Below are 17,533 nucleotides of genomic sequence, written 5' to 3'. Positions count from 1 at the left end.
CCACCTTATTAACCATTGTTTCTCGTTAGCTCTGCCGCCAAATCGCGGTAGGCTTGGGCCCCTTTCGAAGTAGGATCATAACTCAAAACGGGCATCGCAAAACTTGGCGCTTCGCTTACCCGAACATTCCGCGGGATGACGGTCTGGAACACCAGATCTCCGAGGTTCGAACGCGCATCACTCTCAACCTGCTGCGACAGATTATTCCGCCTATCATACATCGTAAGAAGCACGCCTTCGATCCTCAGATCTTTATTCCCGCTCTGCCGCACTTCGCGTATCGTAAGCATAAGCTGTGAAAGACCCTCCAGCGCGAAAAACTCGCTCTGAAGCGGCACGAGAACAGAATGCGCCGCGATCATGGCATTTACTGTCAATAGGTTAAGAGATGGCGGGCAGTCGATCAGTATATAGTCGAACTCAAACTGATCCATCGCTGGCTGCCGCAGCGCATCGTGAAGAAGGAAGCTCCTTTTCTCATTTGAGAAAAGCTCGATATCCGCAGAACTGAGGTCTACCGTTGCAGGAACGATAAGCAATCCATCGGTTTCAGTGCGCTGGATGACATCCTGCGGCAAGCTGTCGTCAAGCAATAGATCATAGGTCGTGAACTCCCGATCCTCCACTTCAATCCCAAGCCCGGTAGAGGCGTTCCCCTGTGGGTCAAGATCGACAACGAGGATCCGCTTACCCGCCTCTGCAAGTGCTGCAGCGAGGTTGATCGTGGTTGTGGTCTTACCAACGCCGCCCTTTTGGTTTGCAATTGCAACAATTTTCGGTCCAGCCGGACGAGATAGGTCAGACACGGGCGATTTCCTCAATCTTCAAAATAGCGGCAGCTGGGTTGGTTTTGCTCTCTACGGCTTCGAGCGCGTAGGACCATACTTGCTTAGCATCACTGTCTTCGCTTTCCCAATTCTGCCCCTTGGGAAAAAGCGCAGTGCCATCAGAATTCAGGTGAAGTTCAGCGAAATCCAAGAGTTGAGTCAAATCGGCAAGGGCCCGTGCCGACAGAACATCGGCTTCGAGACCATCCAACTTCTCTATCCTCTCGGTTTGGACCGAGGCGGTCAGACCAAGTTCCCGAATAGCGGTACGCAGAAACGCGCATTTGCGCTGATCACTCTCGACCATGGTTATCCGAAAATTCTGTACTTCTTGATTAAGGATCGCAACCACAATACCCGGAAACCCCCCACCACTGCCCAGATCGACCCAATGGCCGCTGCCCTGTGCGAGTTCGAAAACCTGCACGGAATCGAGGATATGACGCTGCCAGAGATCATCTAAGCTGTTTTTGGAAACCAAATTGATCTTCGGATTCCATTTTCGCACCAACTCAGCGAAGGTTTCCAGCTTGTCAAATGTTTCACGTGAAACATTCAGCGTGTTCTCTATCGTCATGCAGACCTCTTCCCCTGTCCTCTTTTCACCCGCGCGAGGATCAAGGTTAGGGCCGCTGGCGTCATCCCGTCGATCCGGGCCGCCTGTGCCATAGTCTCGGGCCGGGCGGCTGCAATTTTCGACTTTAGTTCATTAGAGAGGCCGGCAAGGTCGTCAAACATGAAATCAGTTGGGATACGAAGACCCTCGTCCTTCTTGAGCAGATCGATCTCTTTCTGCTGGCGAGAGATGTACGTCGCGTAAAGCGCATCGCGCTCGACCTGGCGTCGTACCTCTTGCGAAGCTTCCTTTAGGCCGCTATCGAGCGGCAGAAGATCTTCGAACTTTACATCCGGAAACGCGAGTACCTGAAAGCCATTCCGCTTGGAACCATCTTGGTTGACGGCAATGCCGGCCGCCAAGAGTTCTTTCGGGGTGAAATATTTTGAGCGTAGTTGCTCTTTGACGGCTTCCAGAGACGACAGCTTATGCCGAAAGATCTTAATCCGACTTTCCGATACGCAGCCAAGTTCAATTGCCAAGGGCGTCAAGCGCTGGTCAGCGTTGTCGGCACGTAAAGACAACCGGAACTCTGCCCGAGATGTAAACATGCGATATGGCTCAGTCACGCCTCGGGTCGTCAGGTCATCAATCATAACGCCGATATAGCTCTCAGCCCGCCCAAAAGTGACCGCGTCCTTACCCTGTGACGTTAGCGCGGCATTCAGTCCGGCGACGAGGCCCTGCGCAGCGGCTTCCTCATATCCTGTGGTGCCATTGATTTGACCGGCCAAATAGAGGCCCGGCACGGTCCGCACTGCGAGGGTCGAAGACAGAGCACGGGGATCGATGTAATCATACTCGATCGCATATCCGGGCTGTAGAATTACCGCATTCTCGAGCCCAACCATACTCCGAACATAGGTCTCTTGCACGTCTTCGGGTAGGGACGTTGAAATTCCGTTCGGGTAAATAGTGTGGTCGTCTACGCCTTCAGGCTCCAAAAAAACCTGATGCGAGTCTTTGTCCGCAAACCGAACCACCTTGTCTTCAATGGATGGGCAGTACCGCGGGCCTACACCATCGATATGCCCTCCGTACATCGCAGACCTATCAAGGTTTTCTCGAATGATCTGATGGGTTTTCTCGTTGGTGTGCGTTATCCCGCAGGCGACCTGCTGCGCAGAAACTTTCGTTGAGAGAAATGAAAATACGACAGGCTCTTCGTCACCCGGCTGTTTTTCCAAGATATCCCAGTTAATGGTGCGACCATCTAGGCGCGGCGGCGTTCCTGTCTTCAACCGTCCCATAGGAAGGCCAAAGGAATCGATCCGTTCAGCGAGCCGAACGGAGGCTTTGTCGCCCATTCGTCCACCCTGGTGCGATACGTTGCCGATGTGAATGACGCCCCGCAGGAAGGTTCCAGTCGTTAGGATAACAGAGGTCGCTCGGATAGTAGCGCCATCGGCCAGTACCACCCCGGCAACCTTGTCGCCATCCATAGCGAAATCCACAACTTCGCCTTCAACGATGTCGAGGTTCTCTTGTCCTTCGATCTCCTTGAGCATCTCGCTACGGTAGATTTTTCGATCCGCCTGTGCTCGCGGGCCTTGAACCGCGGGGCCTTTGCGACGGTTCAGGAGGCGGAACTGAATACCAGCTTTATCTGCAACCCGGCCCATCACGCCATCCATCGCATCAATCTCGCGGACGAGGTGACCTTTGCCCAGCCCACCGATCGCTGGATTGCAAGACATCACACCGATGCCGTTCCGGTCCATAGTCACAAGAGCGGTATGAGCTCCAAGGCGCGCCGAAGCGTGGGCCGCTTCCGAGCCCGCATGGCCGCCGCCGATCACGATCACATCAAAATGTTTCACGTGAAACACTCCATCATTTACCTACGCAAAAGCTGGTGAAGATCTCATCCAGCAGATTCTCGACGTCTATGCGACCTACTAAAGCTTCAAGCGCGCGTATAGCGAATCGCAATTCCGCCGCGGCAAGATCATAGAAGTCGGGTCCTCGCTGCAGGATAACATCTACCTCAGCCAAACACGAGACGGCTTGCTCCAGAGCGACGCGATGTCGCTCATGAGTCGCAAGTCCGATGCTGGCGCTCTTCGTCGAAAGGGTCGTTTGAACCCGGGCAATAAGCTCGGAGATGCCCTGCCCGGTTTTTCCAGATATCCCGCTTTCCCCGATACCTGTGAGATCCGCCTTTGGTCGGACCACAATATCATCAGGCTCCGGAGCGATCATCAAAGTCTCATCCGGGGCGGCAAGGAAGACCCGCAAGTCGGCGGCTTTCGCGCGTTCGATAGCCCGCTCGATTCCGATGGCCTCAATCTTATCATCGCTATCGCGCAGACCCGCCGTATCCAACAGCGTCACTGGCAGACCGCCGAGGTCCATCCTTACCTCGATAACGTCGCGAGTCGTGCCGGCGATTTCAGATGTAATCGCTGCGTCACGGCCTGCGAGTGCATTTAGCAGGGTCGATTTACCGGCGTTAGGTGCGCCGATGATGGCAACTTCAAAGCCATTGCGGATGCGCTCTGCGACATAGGTGCCCCGCGCTTCGGCCTGCAACTCTTTCCCGACTTTGGTTAGCAGCGCGTCGACCTCTGGGGTGACATCAACGGGCACCTCTTCGTCTGCGAAGTCGATCGTCGCTTCTAGCAGGGCGGCGGCTCGAATCAGGTCTTTCCGCCACTCTTCGACCCGCGCGCCAAGGTGCCCGGAGAGAACACGGAGAGCTTGCTTTCTTTGTGCCTCGGTTTCTGCTTCGATGAGATCTGCCAGACCTTCGACCTGTGCGAGGTCCAGCTTTTCATTTTCTAGAGCGCGACGGGTGAATTCACCTGCCTCAGCCATTCGTGTTTCCGGGAATGTCGAGAGCAGTGAAAGCACAGCGCGGACGACAGCGATCGAACCGTGCACTTGCAGCTCGACAACATCTTCGCCGGTGAAGGAATTCGGCCCAGGAAAGCTTAGGACCAAGGCTTGGTCGATGACCTCCCCCTCAGCGCCCCGAAGATTGCGCAGCACGCTTTCGCGCCCCTCAGGGCGTTGGCCGGTGATCTTCTCTGCGATCGCAAAGGCCCGCGGGCCGGAAATGCGGATCACCGCAACCCCGGCACGGCCCGGCGCTGACGCTTGGGCGAATATCGTGTCCATATTTCACTAACCTATTGTTATTAATAAATAACTCAGGTGTTCATGGAGTCGAAGAAGTCAGAATTCGACTTGGTTTGCTTAAGTTTGCCGAGCAGGAACTCGATGGCGTCGGTGGTGCCCATCGGGTTGAGAATGCGGCGCAGGACAAAGGTCTTTTGTAGGTCCACTTTATCGACCAGCAGATCCTCTTTCCGGGTGCCGGACTTGAGGATGTCGATCGCCGGGAAGACGCGCTTGTCGGCGATCTTGCGGTCGAGCACGATCTCGGAGTTGCCGGTGCCTTTGAACTCTTCAAAGATCACCTCGTCCATGCGGCTGCCGGTGTCGATCAGCGCGGTAGCGATGATGGTGAGCGATCCGCCCTCTTCGATGTTCCGCGCAGCGCCGAAGAAACGCTTGGGCCGTTGCAGGGCGTTGGCGTCGACACCACCGGTCAGAACCTTACCCGAAGATGGCACCACGGTGTTAAACGCACGGCCTAGACGGGTGATCGAATCGAGCAAGATCACCACGTCGCGCTTGTGTTCGACAAGACGCTTGGCTTTCTCGATCACCATCTCGGACACAGCCACGTGGCGCGTCGCAGGTTCATCGAAAGTGGAGGAAACGACCTCCCCCTTCACCGAGCGCTGCATGTCGGTGACTTCCTCGGGCCGTTCGTCGATCAGCAAGACGATCAGATAGCACTCTGGGTGGTTCTTTTCGATGCTGTTAGCGATGTTCTGCAGCAGCACGGTCTTACCGGTGCGCGGCGGGGCGACGATCAGCGAACGCTGGCCCTTGCCGATGGGCGAAACCAGATCGATGATCCGCGCGGAGCGGTCTTTGATCGTGGGGTCATCAACCTCCATCGTCAGACGCTCGTCAGGGTAAAGCGGCGTCAGGTTCTCAAAAGCAACCTTGTGGCGGGCCTTCTCGGGAGCCTCAAAATTGATCTTGGTCACTTCGGTCAGCGCAAAATAGCGCTCTGTGTCGTCAGGCGCCTTAATCAGCCCCTCAATGGTATCCCCGGTGCGCAGCGACCATTTGCGGATCATGTCAGGCGAGACATAGATGTCATCGGGGCCCGGCAGGTAGTTCGCTTCAGGTGAGCGCAGGAAACCGAATCCGTCTTGCAACACTTCCAGCACGCCGTCCCCGGAGATTTCCCAGCCCTCATCCGCGCGTTCGCGGAGGATCTGGAACATCATCTCGCCTTTACGCATGGTCGAGGCGTTTTCGATCTCCAGCTCTTCGGCCATGGCGAGCAGGTTTTTCGGCGTCTGCGCCTTGAGATCAGCGAGGTTCAGCGTTTCGGTTGTCATGGAGCATCCTGTTCAGCCGCAGCAGAATGCGGGCTGGTCGATCATTTGAATGTGGCAAGCAGAAACCGCCCCGGACGGGACAGTGGCGCAGATATAGGCAACGGCGCTGCTTGAGTCAATTGCCTCAGAATTTCACAACGACCGAGAAGACAATCACGATCATCAGCAGCGTTGGCACCTCGTTCAAAAGGCGGAACTGACGGCCTGTCACCGTGCTGTCGCCGCTTTCGACGGATTTGACCTGTTTTTTTAGCCAAACGTGGAAAATCGTCATGGCGACGACGCTAGCACCCTTGGTCCAAGGCCAGATCATCGTCCAATCCACGATTCCCGGCGTCAGAACGAGGGCGAGGCCGAAACCCCATGTCGCCATCATCGCGGGACGCATGATGAACTGAGCGAGCTTAAATTCCATCATCGAGAAGGTCTCATGCATCCGACCTGCCGAGCCTGCCTGTTCGACATGATGCACGAAGAGCCGCGGCAGGTAGAACAGCGCGGCCATCCAACTGATGACGGACACGATATGTAGCGCTTTGATCCACGGATAAGCGAGGCTGAGAAGATCAAGCATGAGGACGGCTCCGGTGTGCGTGCTTCTTTCTTAATAAATAAGAAAAGAGAAAAGATGTAGTTGATTGTAGGGAGCCGGATTCCTGTGGATTAATGATTTATACCGCCGCTTATCAACAGGTGAGCAAACTTCACGGCACCCTGTGGAAAAAACCGCTTCGATTCGCGAATGTTCAACTTTCTCAGGATCTTGCCAGCGTATTTTCCGGGGGACAAAATGTATCAAAGCGGGGATAACCGGTGAAGTGCCGTGGTTATACGCACAAGCGGTTTATCCCTATCCATCGGGGTGGGAATCGGCGACAAAAACCGCGACTCGGGGCGAGAACTGCGGGCTTGTGCTGTCAACTTTTATCTCGCAGAACAAATCCTCAAGATTTGCGCCAGATCATCACAGGGTTATCCACATGCCGCAGAAAATCGTCCTCGCCTCCGGCTCGGAGATCCGCGCGAAACTCTTGGCGCAGGCCGCGATCCCGCATGAGGTGATCCCGGCGCGGATCGACGAAGAGATGATCACCGCTGCCCTGCGCGCAGAGGCGGCGAAACCGCGCGACATCGCCGATACATTAGCCGAGATGAAGGCCCGCAAGGTGAGCGAAAAACACCCCGGCGCGCTGGTATTGGGCTGCGATCAGGTCTTGGAGCATCGCGGAGAGATGTTGCACAAGCCGCGTGATCGGGATGAGGCCATCGCGCAGCTTTACCAGTTGCGCGGGGATCGGCATTCGCTGCTCTCTGCCGCCGTGCTCTATGAAGATGGTGAACCGCTGTGGCGGCATGTCGGCCAAGTGCGCCTGCGGATGCGTGATGCAAGTGACACCTATATCAAGGACTACGTTGAGCGGAACTGGGACAGCATCCGCCACGCGGTGGGCTGCTATAAGCTGGAAGAAGAAGGTGTGCGGCTGTTCAGCCAGATTGAGGGGGATTACTTTCACGTCCTCGGTATGCCATTTCTTGAACTGCTGAATTACCTGACACTGCGCGGAGACCTCACCACATGAGCCTGCCCAAAATCCCCCTTGCCGGTGTGATCGGATCGCCCATCGCGCATTCCAAATCCCCGCAACTGCACCGCCATTGGCTAGAGACCTACGGCATCGCGGGTCATTATGTACCGCTTGATGTGCCGCCCGATGATCTGGAGCAGGTTTTGCGGACACTGCCCAAGATGGGATTCGTCGGGGTAAACCTAACGATCCCCCATAAGGAGGCAGTGATGAAGATCGCGGATCTCATCACCGACCGCGCCACATTGATTGGTGCCGCCAATACGTTGATCTTTCGTCCCGATGGCAAAATTCATGCGGATAATACGGATGGCTATGGATTCATCGAAAACCTGAAGGCCGGAGCGCCCGAATGGGATCCAAAATCCGGACCAGCGGCGATCTTGGGTGCAGGCGGCGCGGCGCGGGCTGTGGTCTCGTCGCTTTTGGACGCGGGCGTGCCTGAGATCTGCCTGTCGAACCGCACCCGCGTGCGGGCAGAGCAGTTGCAGCGCGATTTTGGCAGCAGGGTCAAAGTCGTCGATTGGATGCAGGCAGGCAATATGATTGATCATGCCGCCTTGGTGGTGAACACCACATCGCTCGGCATGATCGGCAAGGGTGCTTTGCGTGTGCCGCTTGATGGGCTGCGTCCCGGCACCGTGGTGACGGACCTCGTCTATGCCCCGCTGCGCACACATCTGCTGGAAACGGCCGAGGAAATGGGCTGCGTCACGGTCGACGGCCTTGGCATGTTATTGCATCAGGCGGTGCCCGCGTTTGAGCGTTGGTTCGGCCAGCGGCCAGAGGTTGACCGCGCCACGCGCACGGCGGTGCTGCGCTGATGTTTCACCTCGGGCTGACCGGGTCGATCGGCATGGGCAAATCGACCACGGCAAAGATTTTTGCCGAAGAAGGCTGCGCCGTGTGGGATGCCGATGCAGCGGTGCACCGGCTTTATGCAAAGGGGGGCGCAGCGGTCGCGCCCATGCAGGCAGCGTTTCCGACGGCGATAGAGGCTGGCGCGGTTTCTCGCGCCGCATTGAAAGAGATCATCGCCGCTGATCCCGCCACCCTGCCCCGGATCGAGTCCATCGTGCATCCGCTGGTGGCCCAAGACCGGGCGACATTTCTGGCAGAAGCCCATAGCGACATTGCCGTGCTCGACATTCCGTTGCTGTTTGAAACCGGCGGCGACGCTGCGATGGACGCTGTGGTCTGCGTCACCATCCCCGACGCCGTCCAACGCGACCGCGTCCTCGCCCGTGGCACCATGACCGAAGCGCAATTCGATGCCATCCGCGCCAAGCAGATGCCCGCCAAAGAGAAGTGCGCCCGTTCTGACTATGTGATAGTAACCGACACGCCCGACCATGCCCGCGCGCAGGTGCGGGATGTGATCCGCGACATTAGGGAAAAGCTGCGTCATGCGTGAAATCGTGCTCGATACCGAAACCACCGGCTTTGACCCCGAAAGCGGCGATCGCATCGTCGAAATCGGCGCGGTCGAGCTGATGAACCACATGGCCACCGGCGAGACCTATCACCAATATATCAACCCCGAACGCTCCATGCCCGAAGAGGCGTTTCAGGTGCATGGTCTGGGCGATGATTTCCTGCGCGACAAGCCCAAGTTTGCGCAGATCGGCAAGTCATTCCTCGACTTTATTGGCACGTCCAAGCTGATCATTCACAACGCGGCTTTCGACATCAAATTCCTGAACGCTGAGCTGCGCTGGATGGGCCTGCCGCAAATCCCATGGGAACAAGCGCTCGATACATTGGAAATTGCGCGCAAACGCTTCCCCGGCTCGCCCGCGTCGCTTGATGCACTGTGCCGTCGCTTTGGGATCGACAATACCTCGCGAACGCTGCATGGCGCCCTGCTCGACAGTGAAATTCTGGCCGAAGTCTATCTGGAATTGATCGGGGGGCGGCAGCCCGACTTTGCGCTGTCATCGGCGCCCGAACGGAAATCCGGTGAGCCTGACACACGCTGGACCCCGAAACCGCGGCCCAATCCCCTGCCCTCGCGTCTGACAGAGGCCGAAGCCGCCGCCCATGCCGAATTTGTCGGCAAGCTGGGCGACGACGCGCTGTGGAAACAGCTAGGCTAACGCTTAGGCGTCGGCTTTTGGCGGGGTCTCGGCCTGGCGGCGGGCAACTTCGTTGCGGTAGAGCGACAGGAAGTCGATGTTCTCAAGGTTCAGCGGCGGGAAGCCACCGTCGCGGGTCACATCGCTGACGATGCGGCGCAGGAAGGGGAAGATCATCCGCGGGCATTCGATCAGCAGATAGGGGTGCATCTGCTCTTCGGGCACGCTTTCGACCTGGAAAATACCGACATAGTCGATTTCCAGAACGAAGAGCGTCGCGTCGCCGTCTTTCGCCTTTGAGGTGATGTTCAGCTTGATCGCGGTCTCATACTGGTTTTCCCCACCGCGCTTTTTCGCATCGAGGTTGACCTGAACCTGCACATCGGGCTGCACATCCGCAGGAGCGCCCTTTTGAGCCATGATGTTCTCAAACGACATGTCGCGGATGAACTGGCCCAGCACGCGCATCTGCGGCTGTTTCGGTTGCGCTGTTTCGTTTTCTGCCATTTTCTGTGTCCTGTTGTGGTGAATTTCTTAAATCTTCCCGGACTTAGCAGGTCGGCACGGGCCGCTCAATCCTTAGTCCAGCCCGAGGGGCCCTTGGTCTGGCGCGGCTGTTCGGGGATCTCATGAAAATCGCCATCGATCACGTCACCGGGACCGCGCGGGTCGCGTCTGCCCTGCGGGCCGGGGCGCGGGCCCATGCCGCCCGGCGTGCCAAAGCTCTGGACCTTCACCCGATCGCGGATCGCGCTATAGGCCGCTTGCCGGAAGCGCGGGATCAGGAAAGCAAAACCGACAGCATCGGTGAAAAAACCCGGTGTCAGCAGCAACGCGCCGGAAAACAGGATCATCGCGCCATGCACCAAAGGCTCTGTCGGGTCGCGCAGGTCATTGAAGGAACTGCGCAATTGACCCAGTGCCAGCGCCCCTTGAGAGCGCACCAACCATGTGCCCAAAATGGCGGTCAGCACCACCACGGCCAGCGTCCAGCCAAGGCCGATGGCGCCACCGACTTGGATGAAAAGCGTGATCTCAATCAGAGGCACGGCGATAAATGCGATCAATAGCCACATGTGGCGGGGTCCTTTCGCTGGGGGCAGAGTGGACTTGCCCCGGTCGAACACCTACATAAGAGCTTAACTCGCATGTTTCCATGCCACCCCTGAATGAGGTTTCGATGAATTCTCCCCTGATACAGCTTCTGGTGCTTGCCGGTATCGCCGTATTCCTGATCCTGCGGCTGAAAAACGTGCTTGGCACCCGCGAGGGTTTTGAAAAGCCCCCGGTAACCGATCAAACGCCAAGCGCCCGCAGTGGCCCTGCGTTTGAGGTGATCGAAGGCGGCCCCGATCTCGATATCACCGACCACGTTCCCGAAGACAGCCCCTCGGGCAAGGCACTGGCCGAGATGAAACGGGTTGAGCCCTCGTTCGGCGTCAGCGATTTTCTGCAAGGCGCACGCGGTGCCTATGAGATGATCGTCATGGGCTACGAGCGTGGCGATCTGGCGGAAATTCAGCCGTTTCTGGCCGACGATGTCTATGAAAGCTTTGTTGACGGTGTCGCGGCGCGTGAGGATCAAGGTCTGACGATCGACGCCAACTTTATCGGCGTGCGTGAAATGGAATTGGTCGACGCCACGATGGACGAGACCACGAAAGAAGCCGAACTCACCATTCGCTTCGTGGGAGAGCTGACCTCTGAGGTTCGCAACCGCGAAGGCGAGGTTGTTGAGGGTAGCAGCAACGAAATCAAACGCCAAAAAGATACATGGGTCTTCGCCCGTGTCATGGGCTCGGATGATCCGAATTGGCTGTTGGTTTCCACAGACGGGTAGCGCGTGCGCTCGGCGCACTTGCGCTGTTGGGCGGTGTGTCGATGAACACGCCGTCCGCAGCAGAGGTGCATTATACGGTGATGGATTTCGACCAGCTTGACGGCTGGGCCGAAGATGACCACGCCGCCGCCTTTGAGGTGTTCACCAGCACCTGCGGCGACATGAAAGATGTCGATTGGCGCGCGCTGTGCAAGCTGGCCAAAGATGGCCCCGACCCCCGGCAGTTTTTCGAATTGTTCTTCCGACCCGTGTTGATGGAAGACGGAAAAGACGGGCTGTTCACAGGGTATTTCGAACCTGAGTTGGACGGCGATCTCTACCCCTCTGCGCGGTTTCAGTACCCCATCTACGCCATGCCCCCCGAGGCCGAAGAGATCCGTCCCTGGCTCACCAGACGTGAGATCCTAGATGGCGACGTGATGCGGGACCGCGGATTGGAAATCGCTTGGGTCGATGACCCAGTTGAGCTTTTCTTTTTGCAAATTCAAGGCTCTGGCCGTATCCGTCTGCCCGATGGCAGCTACCTGCGCGTGGGCTACCGCGGGGCGAATGGCCATGATTACCGCTCTGTCGGGGTCGAACTGGTCCGGCGCGGGGTCTATGAGGCGCATCAGGTCAGCGCCGATGTCATCAAGAATTGGGTGCGCCGCAACCCCGAAGATGGCCGCGAATTGCTCTACCACAATCCATCCTATGTTTTCTTTCGAGAGGTCAGCCGGGTGCCCGCCGACAAGGGGCCGCTTGGGGCGATGAACCGTTCCATCACCACGCTGCGCAGCATCGCGGTGGACCCGTCGCATGTGCCGCTTGGCGCGCCGGTTTGGATCGAAAAAGACGGCAAGAAACCCATGCGGCGCTTGATGGTCGCGCAGGATACAGGCTCGGCCATCAAGGGCGCCCAGCGTGCGGATGTGTTCTTTGGCACCGGCGACAAAGCGGGCCGCGAGGCAGGCCGCCTGCGCGACGCGGGGCGGATGATGGTTTTGATGCCGATTCAACGCGCCTATGCTTTCCTGCCGGAGAGCGCGATATGAAACGTCGCCACCTGAACGAAGACGATCTTGCGCTTTGGCGCAGGGTCACGGAACGGACCGAAAAGCTTGAGCCGAGCAAGCTTTTCACGCCTGAAATTGACGCGCCCGCCCCTGCCCCGCCGCAGGTCCGCCGGGCCAAAATCGCGCTCCAAGGCAACAAGCCTCAGCCGGCCATGAATAAACGTAGCAATGACCTGCGCCCGACATTGTCAGAACAGATGAAAGCCGCCCCGGTTCAGATGGATCACAAAGCTTTCGGCAAGCTGAAGCGCGGTAAACTGCGCCCCGAAGGCCGGATTGATCTTCATGGCATGACGCTTGACCGCGCGCATCCGGCGCTGAACGGCTTTATCATGGATGCCCATGCGCGGGGCAAGCGGTTGGTGCTGGTCATCACCGGCAAGGGCAAGCGCCGCGACGATGGTGGCCCGATCCCTGTGCGCGATGGTGTTTTGCGTCATCAGGTGCCGCAATGGCTGTCGATGCCGCCGCTCAACGGCCTTGTGCTTCAGATTGCGCAGGCCCATGTCAGCCACGGCGGTGGCGGGGCCTATTACGTCTATCTCCGGCGTAACCGTTAGCCGCGCAGCAGCGGCCTGTAGCGTCTTATCGCCCATGCGGCCAAACCAGCCGCCAGCAGATAGTAAACCGCGATCGGCAACATCTGCTGCGGGAAATCGACGCCCAAGTCGATGAAAAGACCCGTCACCCCCGGCCCGATGGCCGAGCCAAAGACCATTAGCGCCGCGGCCACCGCTTTGATCGAACCCACATGGCGGGTGCCGAAATACTCGGCCCAGAACGCCGCCGGTGCGGTGGATTGCATGCCCTGCCCGAAGCCGAAAATCACCAAGCCGATCCCCGCCATCCACAGCGTATCGGCATAGGCCAGCACCGCGAATGAAAGGGCAAAGGGCAGCATCATCACCGGCACCACGCGGCTGACGCCAAAGCGGTCAATCGCCCAGCCCGAAAGGAAGGTCGAGGCCACCGCCGAGAGCGTGTAGACTGGCATGAGCGCCACGAATTCGACCAAGGCCCAGCCCTTCACTTCGGTCAGATGAACCTGCTGGAAAAACAGCGCGGTGCCCCATGCGGCGGGGCCGATGGCGAGAGGGATGATCATCCAGAACAGACCCGAGCGGAACATCTCTGCCCGCGTCCAATGCCGCCCCTTCATGCCCGCGCGCTGCGCTTGATCCGCCATGCTTTGCGGGGTGCGCTCTTGCCGCAGCAGCATCAGGATCACCGGGATGGTCAGCAGCACCACCCCGGCGGCCAGCACCCAAAGGCTGCGCCAGTGAAAGCTGGCGAAAAGCGCCACAAAGATCACCGGAAGAAACGCCTGACCGGCCGCAAATCCCATAGAGGATAGCGAAAGCGCTTTGCCGCGCGATGCCTCGAACCAGCGGACCATGGCGACCTGCCCAAGCTGAGACATCATGCCCTGCCCGGTTAGCCGCAAGGCATAGATAACGAAGATCAGCGCGACCCAATTCGGCACCGCCGCCATCGCCAAACAGGCTCCGGCAAGCGCCACCATCACGCCAAAGGCCAGCACCCGCACGCGAAAACGATCCGTCAGCACCCCGGCCCAGACCATGGTGATCGCCGAGAGCGTCGTGCCGATGGTATAGATGCCGCCCCATTGCCCGTCACTCAGGCCAAAGTCGCCCTTCACCGCCCCGGCAAAGAGCGAGATGAAATAGGTTTGCCCATAGGACGATGTGAATGTCAGCAGGAAACCGGCCAGCAGAAACAGCCAGTTGCGCCGCAAAAATGAGAGGTATTCCATGCCCCTTTCATCGCCGGGGCATGGAGGAAAGGAAAGCCCTAAAGAACGTAGCGGCTTAGATCGGTGGAGCGGGTCAACTCGCCCAAGTTCTTTTCGACAAAGTCGGCATCAACCGTGATCTCTTGCCCCGACCGGTCGGGCGCATCAAAAGAGACCTCCTCGAACACCCGTTCCATCACCGTATAAAGCCGCCGAGCGCCGATGTTCTCGACCGAGGTGTTCACATCCGCCGCGATCTTGGCCAGTGCCGCGATGCCCTCTTCGGTGAAGGTGACGGTTAGATCCTCGGTCCCCATCAGGGCCGTGTATTGCCGCGTCAGCGCATTGTCGGTCTCAGTCAGGATGCGAACGAAATCACCCTCGGTCAGCGCCCGCAGTTCGACGCGGATCGGCAGACGGCCCTGAAGCTCGGGCAACAGGTCCGACGGCTTGGCGATGTGGAAGGCACCAGAAGCGATAAAGAGGATATGATCGGTCTTAACCGTGCCGTATTTTGTCGACACCACGGTGCCTTCGATCAGCGGCAGCAGATCGCGCTGCACCCCTTCACGTGAAACATCACCGCCCCGCGCATCGGAACGGGCGCAGACCTTGTCGATCTCATCCAAAAAGACGATGCCGTTCTGCTCGACCGCTTCGATGGCGGCGCGGTTGACGGCTTCATCGTCCAGCAATTTGTCGGCCTCTTCGCCGACCAGCACCTCATAGCTATCGGCCACGGCCACGCGTTTTTTGGTGGTGCGGCCCCCCATGGCTTTGCCAAACATATCGCCAAGGTTCATCATCCCCATGCCCTGTTGGCCGGGAATGTCCATCATTGGGAAGGGGCTGGAGGTATCGGAGACCTCAAGCTCGATCATCGTGTCGTCCAGCTCACCACTGCGGAGCTTCTTGCGGAACATCTCGCGGGTGCCGTCGCGGGCGTCGGTGCCAGCGATGGCGTCGATCACGCGCTCTTCGGCGGCCTGCTCGGCCTTGGTTTTCACGTCTTCACGCATGAAATCGCGGGTCATGGCGATGGCGCTGTCCACAAGATCTCGGATGATCTGCTCCACGTCGCGGCCAACATAGCCTACTTCGGTGAATTTCGTCGCTTCGATCTTGATGAACGGCGCGCGGGCCAGCTTTGCCAGACGGCGGCTGATCTCGGTCTTGCCGACGCCAGTGGGGCCGATCATCAGGATGTTCTTGGGGTAGACTTCGTCGCGTAGGTCATCGCTGAGCTGCTTGCGGCGCCAGCGGTTGCGCAGGGCCACGGCAACGGCGCGTTTGGCGTCATTCTGGCCGATGATATAACGGTCCAGTTCGGATACGATCTCGCGGGGGGTCAGGTCGGTCATGCGTTGATTTTCTCCACGGTGAGTTTGCCGTTGGTGTAGACGCAGATGTCGGCGGCGATCGCCATGGCATCACGGGCAATGGTTTCGGCGTCGCGGTCACTGTCCATCATGCCGCGCGCAGCGGCGAGGGCGTAGTTCCCTCCCGAGCCAATCGCCGCGACTTCATGCTCCGGCTCCAGCACGTCACCGGCGCCGGTGATGACCAGCAGGTCTTTCCCGTCGGTCACGATCAGCATCGCTTCGAGTTTTTGCAAGTATTTGTCGGTGCGCCAGTCCTTGGCCAATTCGACACTCGCACGGGCCAATTGCCCCGGTGTCGCTTCGAGCTTGGCCTCCAACCGTTCCAGCAGGGTAAAGGCATCTGCCGTGGAGCCCGCAAACCCCGCCACAACGTCATAGCCGCCGGGGCTGAGCTTGCGCACTTTGCGCGCGGTGCCTTTGATCACGGTCTGGCCAAGGCTGACCTGTCCGTCACCGGCAATCACCACTTCGCCGCCTCTTTTGACGCCAATGATCGTGGTCCCGTGCCAACCGGGGAAATCGTCGTTCTGTGCCATGGGGCCTCCTGTCGCTTGGCGCTCTATATGGCCCCCGTGGCAGGGCAGGACAAGGGCAGCGCCGCTTGTGAGCGGTCGGGCGACGGGCTAGCCTTTAGCGATGCAGGATCACGCCCAAGTTGATATCTACCTCGAACCCCCGCTACGGCAGAGCGCCGAAGCCGGGACGCATAACTTCATCGGAAAATTGGCGCGTGTCCTCGAAAATGCTCAATTTAGGGTCACATATCGGGATATCGGCGCGCCCGCCCGCGCGTCCGATGCGCTTTCACTAAGCCATATGGCCCCTGCCCCAACGACCCGCGGTTTGGTCTTTCGGCGCTGCTATTACTACCCCTTTTGGCAGATCGAAGCGCGCCCTGAACGGTGGCTTTGGGATGTCGCCGTGGCCGAGTTTGACCCAAGCGGTGTCGATCCAAAGCAGGCGCAACGCTTCTACCGTTTCTGGCAAAAGCGCCTGTTCGGAGACGCGCCGCAACAGTCCAACCGCAACGGGCCGATCTACGTGCCGCTGCAGGGTCGATTGTTGCAACGGCGGTCTTTTCAATCTTGCAGCCCGCTGGAAATGCTGACCCTCACGCTTGCCCATAGCACCGGCCCCGTCGTCGCGGCCCTGCACCCGAAAGAAGTCTATAGCCCCGAGGAGCTAACCGCGCTTAAGGCGCTCGCTGCGCGCCATCCAAGATTGACCCTGACGATGGGTGAGATGGTGCGGCATTTGCAAAACTGTGCTTTTGTCGTGACGCAGAATTCAGCAGCCGCGTTCTCTGGCTACTTCTTTGGCAAACCGGCGTTGTTCTTTGGCGAGATCGATTTCCACCATATCGGCGTGCGGGCGGATCTCGCGGATCTCAGCCACAGCTTTGACGCCGTGAGGCAGGCTGCCCCGGATTTCGCCGCTTATATCTGGTGGTTCTGGCAGGAGCATTGCATCAACGCAGGCCGAGCCGAGGCCGAAGAAAAGATCGTTGCCCAGTTCAAGCGCTTTGGCTGGCCCCTTTGACTGGCTTTTGTGGCCGCAAATGAAAAGGGCGCTCCGAAGGACGCCCGTTTTCGTTATTCAAATCTGGTAAGGTACTGACCTTAGATGGATTCTTCGATCCAGCTTTGTAGGGCCGCCTTGGGGCGTGCGCCAGCAAGGTTGGACACGACCTGCCCGTCTTTAAAGATGAACAGCGCCGGAATACCACGCACGCCGACCTGAGCGGGCGAGTTCGGGTTTTCGTCGACGTTGACTTTGACGATCTTCACGCGACCGTTCATCTCATCCGACAGCTCTTCCAGCGAAGGGCCGATCTGTTTGCACGGGCCGCACCATTCGGCCCAGAAATCGACCAGAACCGGAATGTCCGAATTTTTGACTTCGGCGTCGAAAGTGTCGTCGGTGACTGCGACGGTTGCCATGATGCTCTCCTGACAGGAATGGGTTGAGGCCTGAA

The 17,533-nt window shown here is 58.5% G+C and carries 20 protein-coding genes; 8 read left to right on the top strand and 12 right to left on the bottom strand.

Features of this window, described 5'->3' with window-relative positions; translation table 11 throughout:
- Positions 1–8: 8 nt before the first annotated feature.
- The 6 genes from J3456_RS12685 to J3456_RS12660 form a co-directional block, all read right to left on the bottom strand.
- Positions 9–806, bottom strand: coding sequence for a ParA family protein (locus J3456_RS12685; RefSeq protein WP_120349797.1), 798 nt, complete (start codon positions 804–806; stop codon positions 9–11).
- Entirely contained in the window at positions 799–1,404 is a 606-nt protein-coding gene (rsmG, locus tag J3456_RS12680) for a 16S rRNA (guanine(527)-N(7))-methyltransferase RsmG (RefSeq protein WP_349580554.1), read from the bottom strand. The genes J3456_RS12685 and rsmG overlap by 8 nt, the downstream gene beginning before the upstream one ends.
- Positions 1,401–3,263, bottom strand: coding sequence for a tRNA uridine-5-carboxymethylaminomethyl(34) synthesis enzyme MnmG (gene mnmG / locus J3456_RS12675; protein WP_349580553.1), 1,863 nt, complete (start codon positions 3,261–3,263; stop codon positions 1,401–1,403). The genes rsmG and mnmG overlap by 4 nt, the downstream gene beginning before the upstream one ends.
- A 13-nt stretch (positions 3,264–3,276) precedes the next feature.
- Positions 3,277–4,563, bottom strand: coding sequence for a tRNA uridine-5-carboxymethylaminomethyl(34) synthesis GTPase MnmE (gene mnmE / locus J3456_RS12670; protein ID WP_349580552.1), 1,287 nt, complete (start codon positions 4,561–4,563; stop codon positions 3,277–3,279).
- Between the two features lie 32 nt (positions 4,564–4,595).
- A complete protein-coding gene (gene rho / locus J3456_RS12665) occupies positions 4,596–5,867 on the bottom strand; it encodes a transcription termination factor Rho (RefSeq protein WP_093927598.1) in 1,272 nt (423 codons plus the stop codon).
- Positions 5,868–5,991: 124 nt separating this feature from the next.
- Complete coding sequence (locus J3456_RS12660) at positions 5,992–6,441, bottom strand: CopD family protein (RefSeq protein WP_349580551.1); 450 nt, start codon at positions 6,439–6,441, stop codon at positions 5,992–5,994.
- Positions 6,442–6,847: 406 nt separating this feature from the next.
- Between J3456_RS12660 and J3456_RS12655 the strand changes: the two genes are divergently transcribed.
- From J3456_RS12655 to dnaQ, 4 genes are read left to right on the top strand one after another with little or no spacing between them, the layout of a single operon-like run.
- A complete protein-coding gene (locus J3456_RS12655) occupies positions 6,848–7,447 on the top strand; it encodes a Maf family protein (protein ID WP_349580550.1) in 600 nt (199 codons plus the stop codon).
- Positions 7,444–8,277, top strand: a complete 834-nt coding sequence (locus J3456_RS12650) for a shikimate dehydrogenase (RefSeq protein WP_349580549.1) — start codon at positions 7,444–7,446, stop codon at positions 8,275–8,277. Before J3456_RS12655 ends, J3456_RS12650 begins: the two co-directional genes overlap by 4 nt.
- Entirely contained in the window at positions 8,277–8,867 is a 591-nt protein-coding gene (coaE, locus tag J3456_RS12645) for a dephospho-CoA kinase (protein WP_349580548.1), read from the top strand. Before J3456_RS12650 ends, coaE begins: the two co-directional genes overlap by 1 nt.
- Positions 8,860–9,549, top strand: coding sequence for a DNA polymerase III subunit epsilon (gene dnaQ / locus J3456_RS12640; RefSeq protein ID WP_067623692.1), 690 nt, complete (start codon positions 8,860–8,862; stop codon positions 9,547–9,549). Before coaE ends, dnaQ begins: the two co-directional genes overlap by 8 nt.
- 3 nt (positions 9,550–9,552) lie before the next feature.
- On the opposite strand, the gene secB is transcribed toward dnaQ, so the two are convergent.
- Together secB and J3456_RS12630 are read right to left on the bottom strand one after the other, a co-directional pair.
- Positions 9,553–10,035, bottom strand: coding sequence for a protein-export chaperone SecB (gene secB / locus J3456_RS12635; RefSeq protein ID WP_067623694.1), 483 nt, complete (start codon positions 10,033–10,035; stop codon positions 9,553–9,555).
- Positions 10,036–10,100: 65 nt separating this feature from the next.
- A complete protein-coding gene (locus J3456_RS12630; protein ID WP_349580547.1) occupies positions 10,101–10,604 on the bottom strand; it encodes an FxsA family protein in 504 nt (167 codons plus the stop codon).
- 104 nt (positions 10,605–10,708) lie between these two features.
- Between J3456_RS12630 and J3456_RS12625 the strand changes: the two genes are divergently transcribed.
- From J3456_RS12625 to J3456_RS12615, 3 genes are read left to right on the top strand one after another with little or no spacing between them, the layout of a single operon-like run.
- A complete protein-coding gene (locus tag J3456_RS12625; protein ID WP_120349806.1) occupies positions 10,709–11,368 on the top strand; it encodes a Tim44/TimA family putative adaptor protein in 660 nt (219 codons plus the stop codon).
- A 41-nt stretch (positions 11,369–11,409) separates the two neighbouring features.
- Positions 11,410–12,402, top strand: a complete 993-nt coding sequence (mltA, locus tag J3456_RS12620; RefSeq protein WP_259946791.1) for a murein transglycosylase A — start codon at positions 11,410–11,412, stop codon at positions 12,400–12,402.
- Positions 12,399–12,983 carry a Smr/MutS family protein gene (locus J3456_RS12615; protein ID WP_349580546.1) on the top strand — a complete coding sequence of 195 codons (585 nt, stop codon included), beginning with the start codon at positions 12,399–12,401 and terminating at the stop codon, positions 12,981–12,983. Before mltA ends, J3456_RS12615 begins: the two co-directional genes overlap by 4 nt.
- On the opposite strand, the gene J3456_RS12610 is transcribed toward J3456_RS12615, so the two are convergent.
- From J3456_RS12610 to hslV, 3 genes are read right to left on the bottom strand one after another with little or no spacing between them, the layout of a single operon-like run.
- Complete coding sequence (locus tag J3456_RS12610) at positions 12,980–14,197, bottom strand: MFS transporter (protein ID WP_349580545.1); 1,218 nt, start codon at positions 14,195–14,197, stop codon at positions 12,980–12,982. The two genes, J3456_RS12615 and J3456_RS12610, sit on opposite strands and share 4 nt — an antisense overlap.
- A gap of 38 nt (positions 14,198–14,235) precedes the next feature.
- Complete coding sequence (hslU, locus tag J3456_RS12605; protein ID WP_349580544.1) at positions 14,236–15,537, bottom strand: ATP-dependent protease ATPase subunit HslU; 1,302 nt, start codon at positions 15,535–15,537, stop codon at positions 14,236–14,238.
- A complete protein-coding gene (hslV, locus tag J3456_RS12600; RefSeq protein ID WP_349580543.1) occupies positions 15,534–16,094 on the bottom strand; it encodes an ATP-dependent protease subunit HslV in 561 nt (186 codons plus the stop codon). The genes hslU and hslV overlap by 4 nt, the downstream gene beginning before the upstream one ends.
- A 100-nt stretch (positions 16,095–16,194) precedes the next feature.
- Between hslV and J3456_RS12595 the strand changes: the two genes are divergently transcribed.
- Complete coding sequence (locus J3456_RS12595) at positions 16,195–17,097, top strand: hypothetical protein (RefSeq protein WP_349580542.1); 903 nt, start codon at positions 16,195–16,197, stop codon at positions 17,095–17,097.
- An 80-nt stretch (positions 17,098–17,177) separates the two neighbouring features.
- Here the strand turns inward: J3456_RS12595 and trxA are convergent, their stop codons facing one another.
- A complete protein-coding gene (gene trxA, locus J3456_RS12590; RefSeq protein WP_007118424.1) occupies positions 17,178–17,498 on the bottom strand; it encodes a thioredoxin in 321 nt (106 codons plus the stop codon).
- Positions 17,499–17,533: the final 35 nt, after the last annotated feature.

This window comes from Sulfitobacter sp. NFXS29, assembly GCF_040148765.1.
In the GTDB taxonomy this organism is placed as follows: Bacteria; Pseudomonadota; Alphaproteobacteria; order Rhodobacterales; family Rhodobacteraceae; genus Sulfitobacter.
Note: the sequence above shows the minus strand (reverse complement) of the source record. Positions and strands in the feature narration are given on the sequence as shown.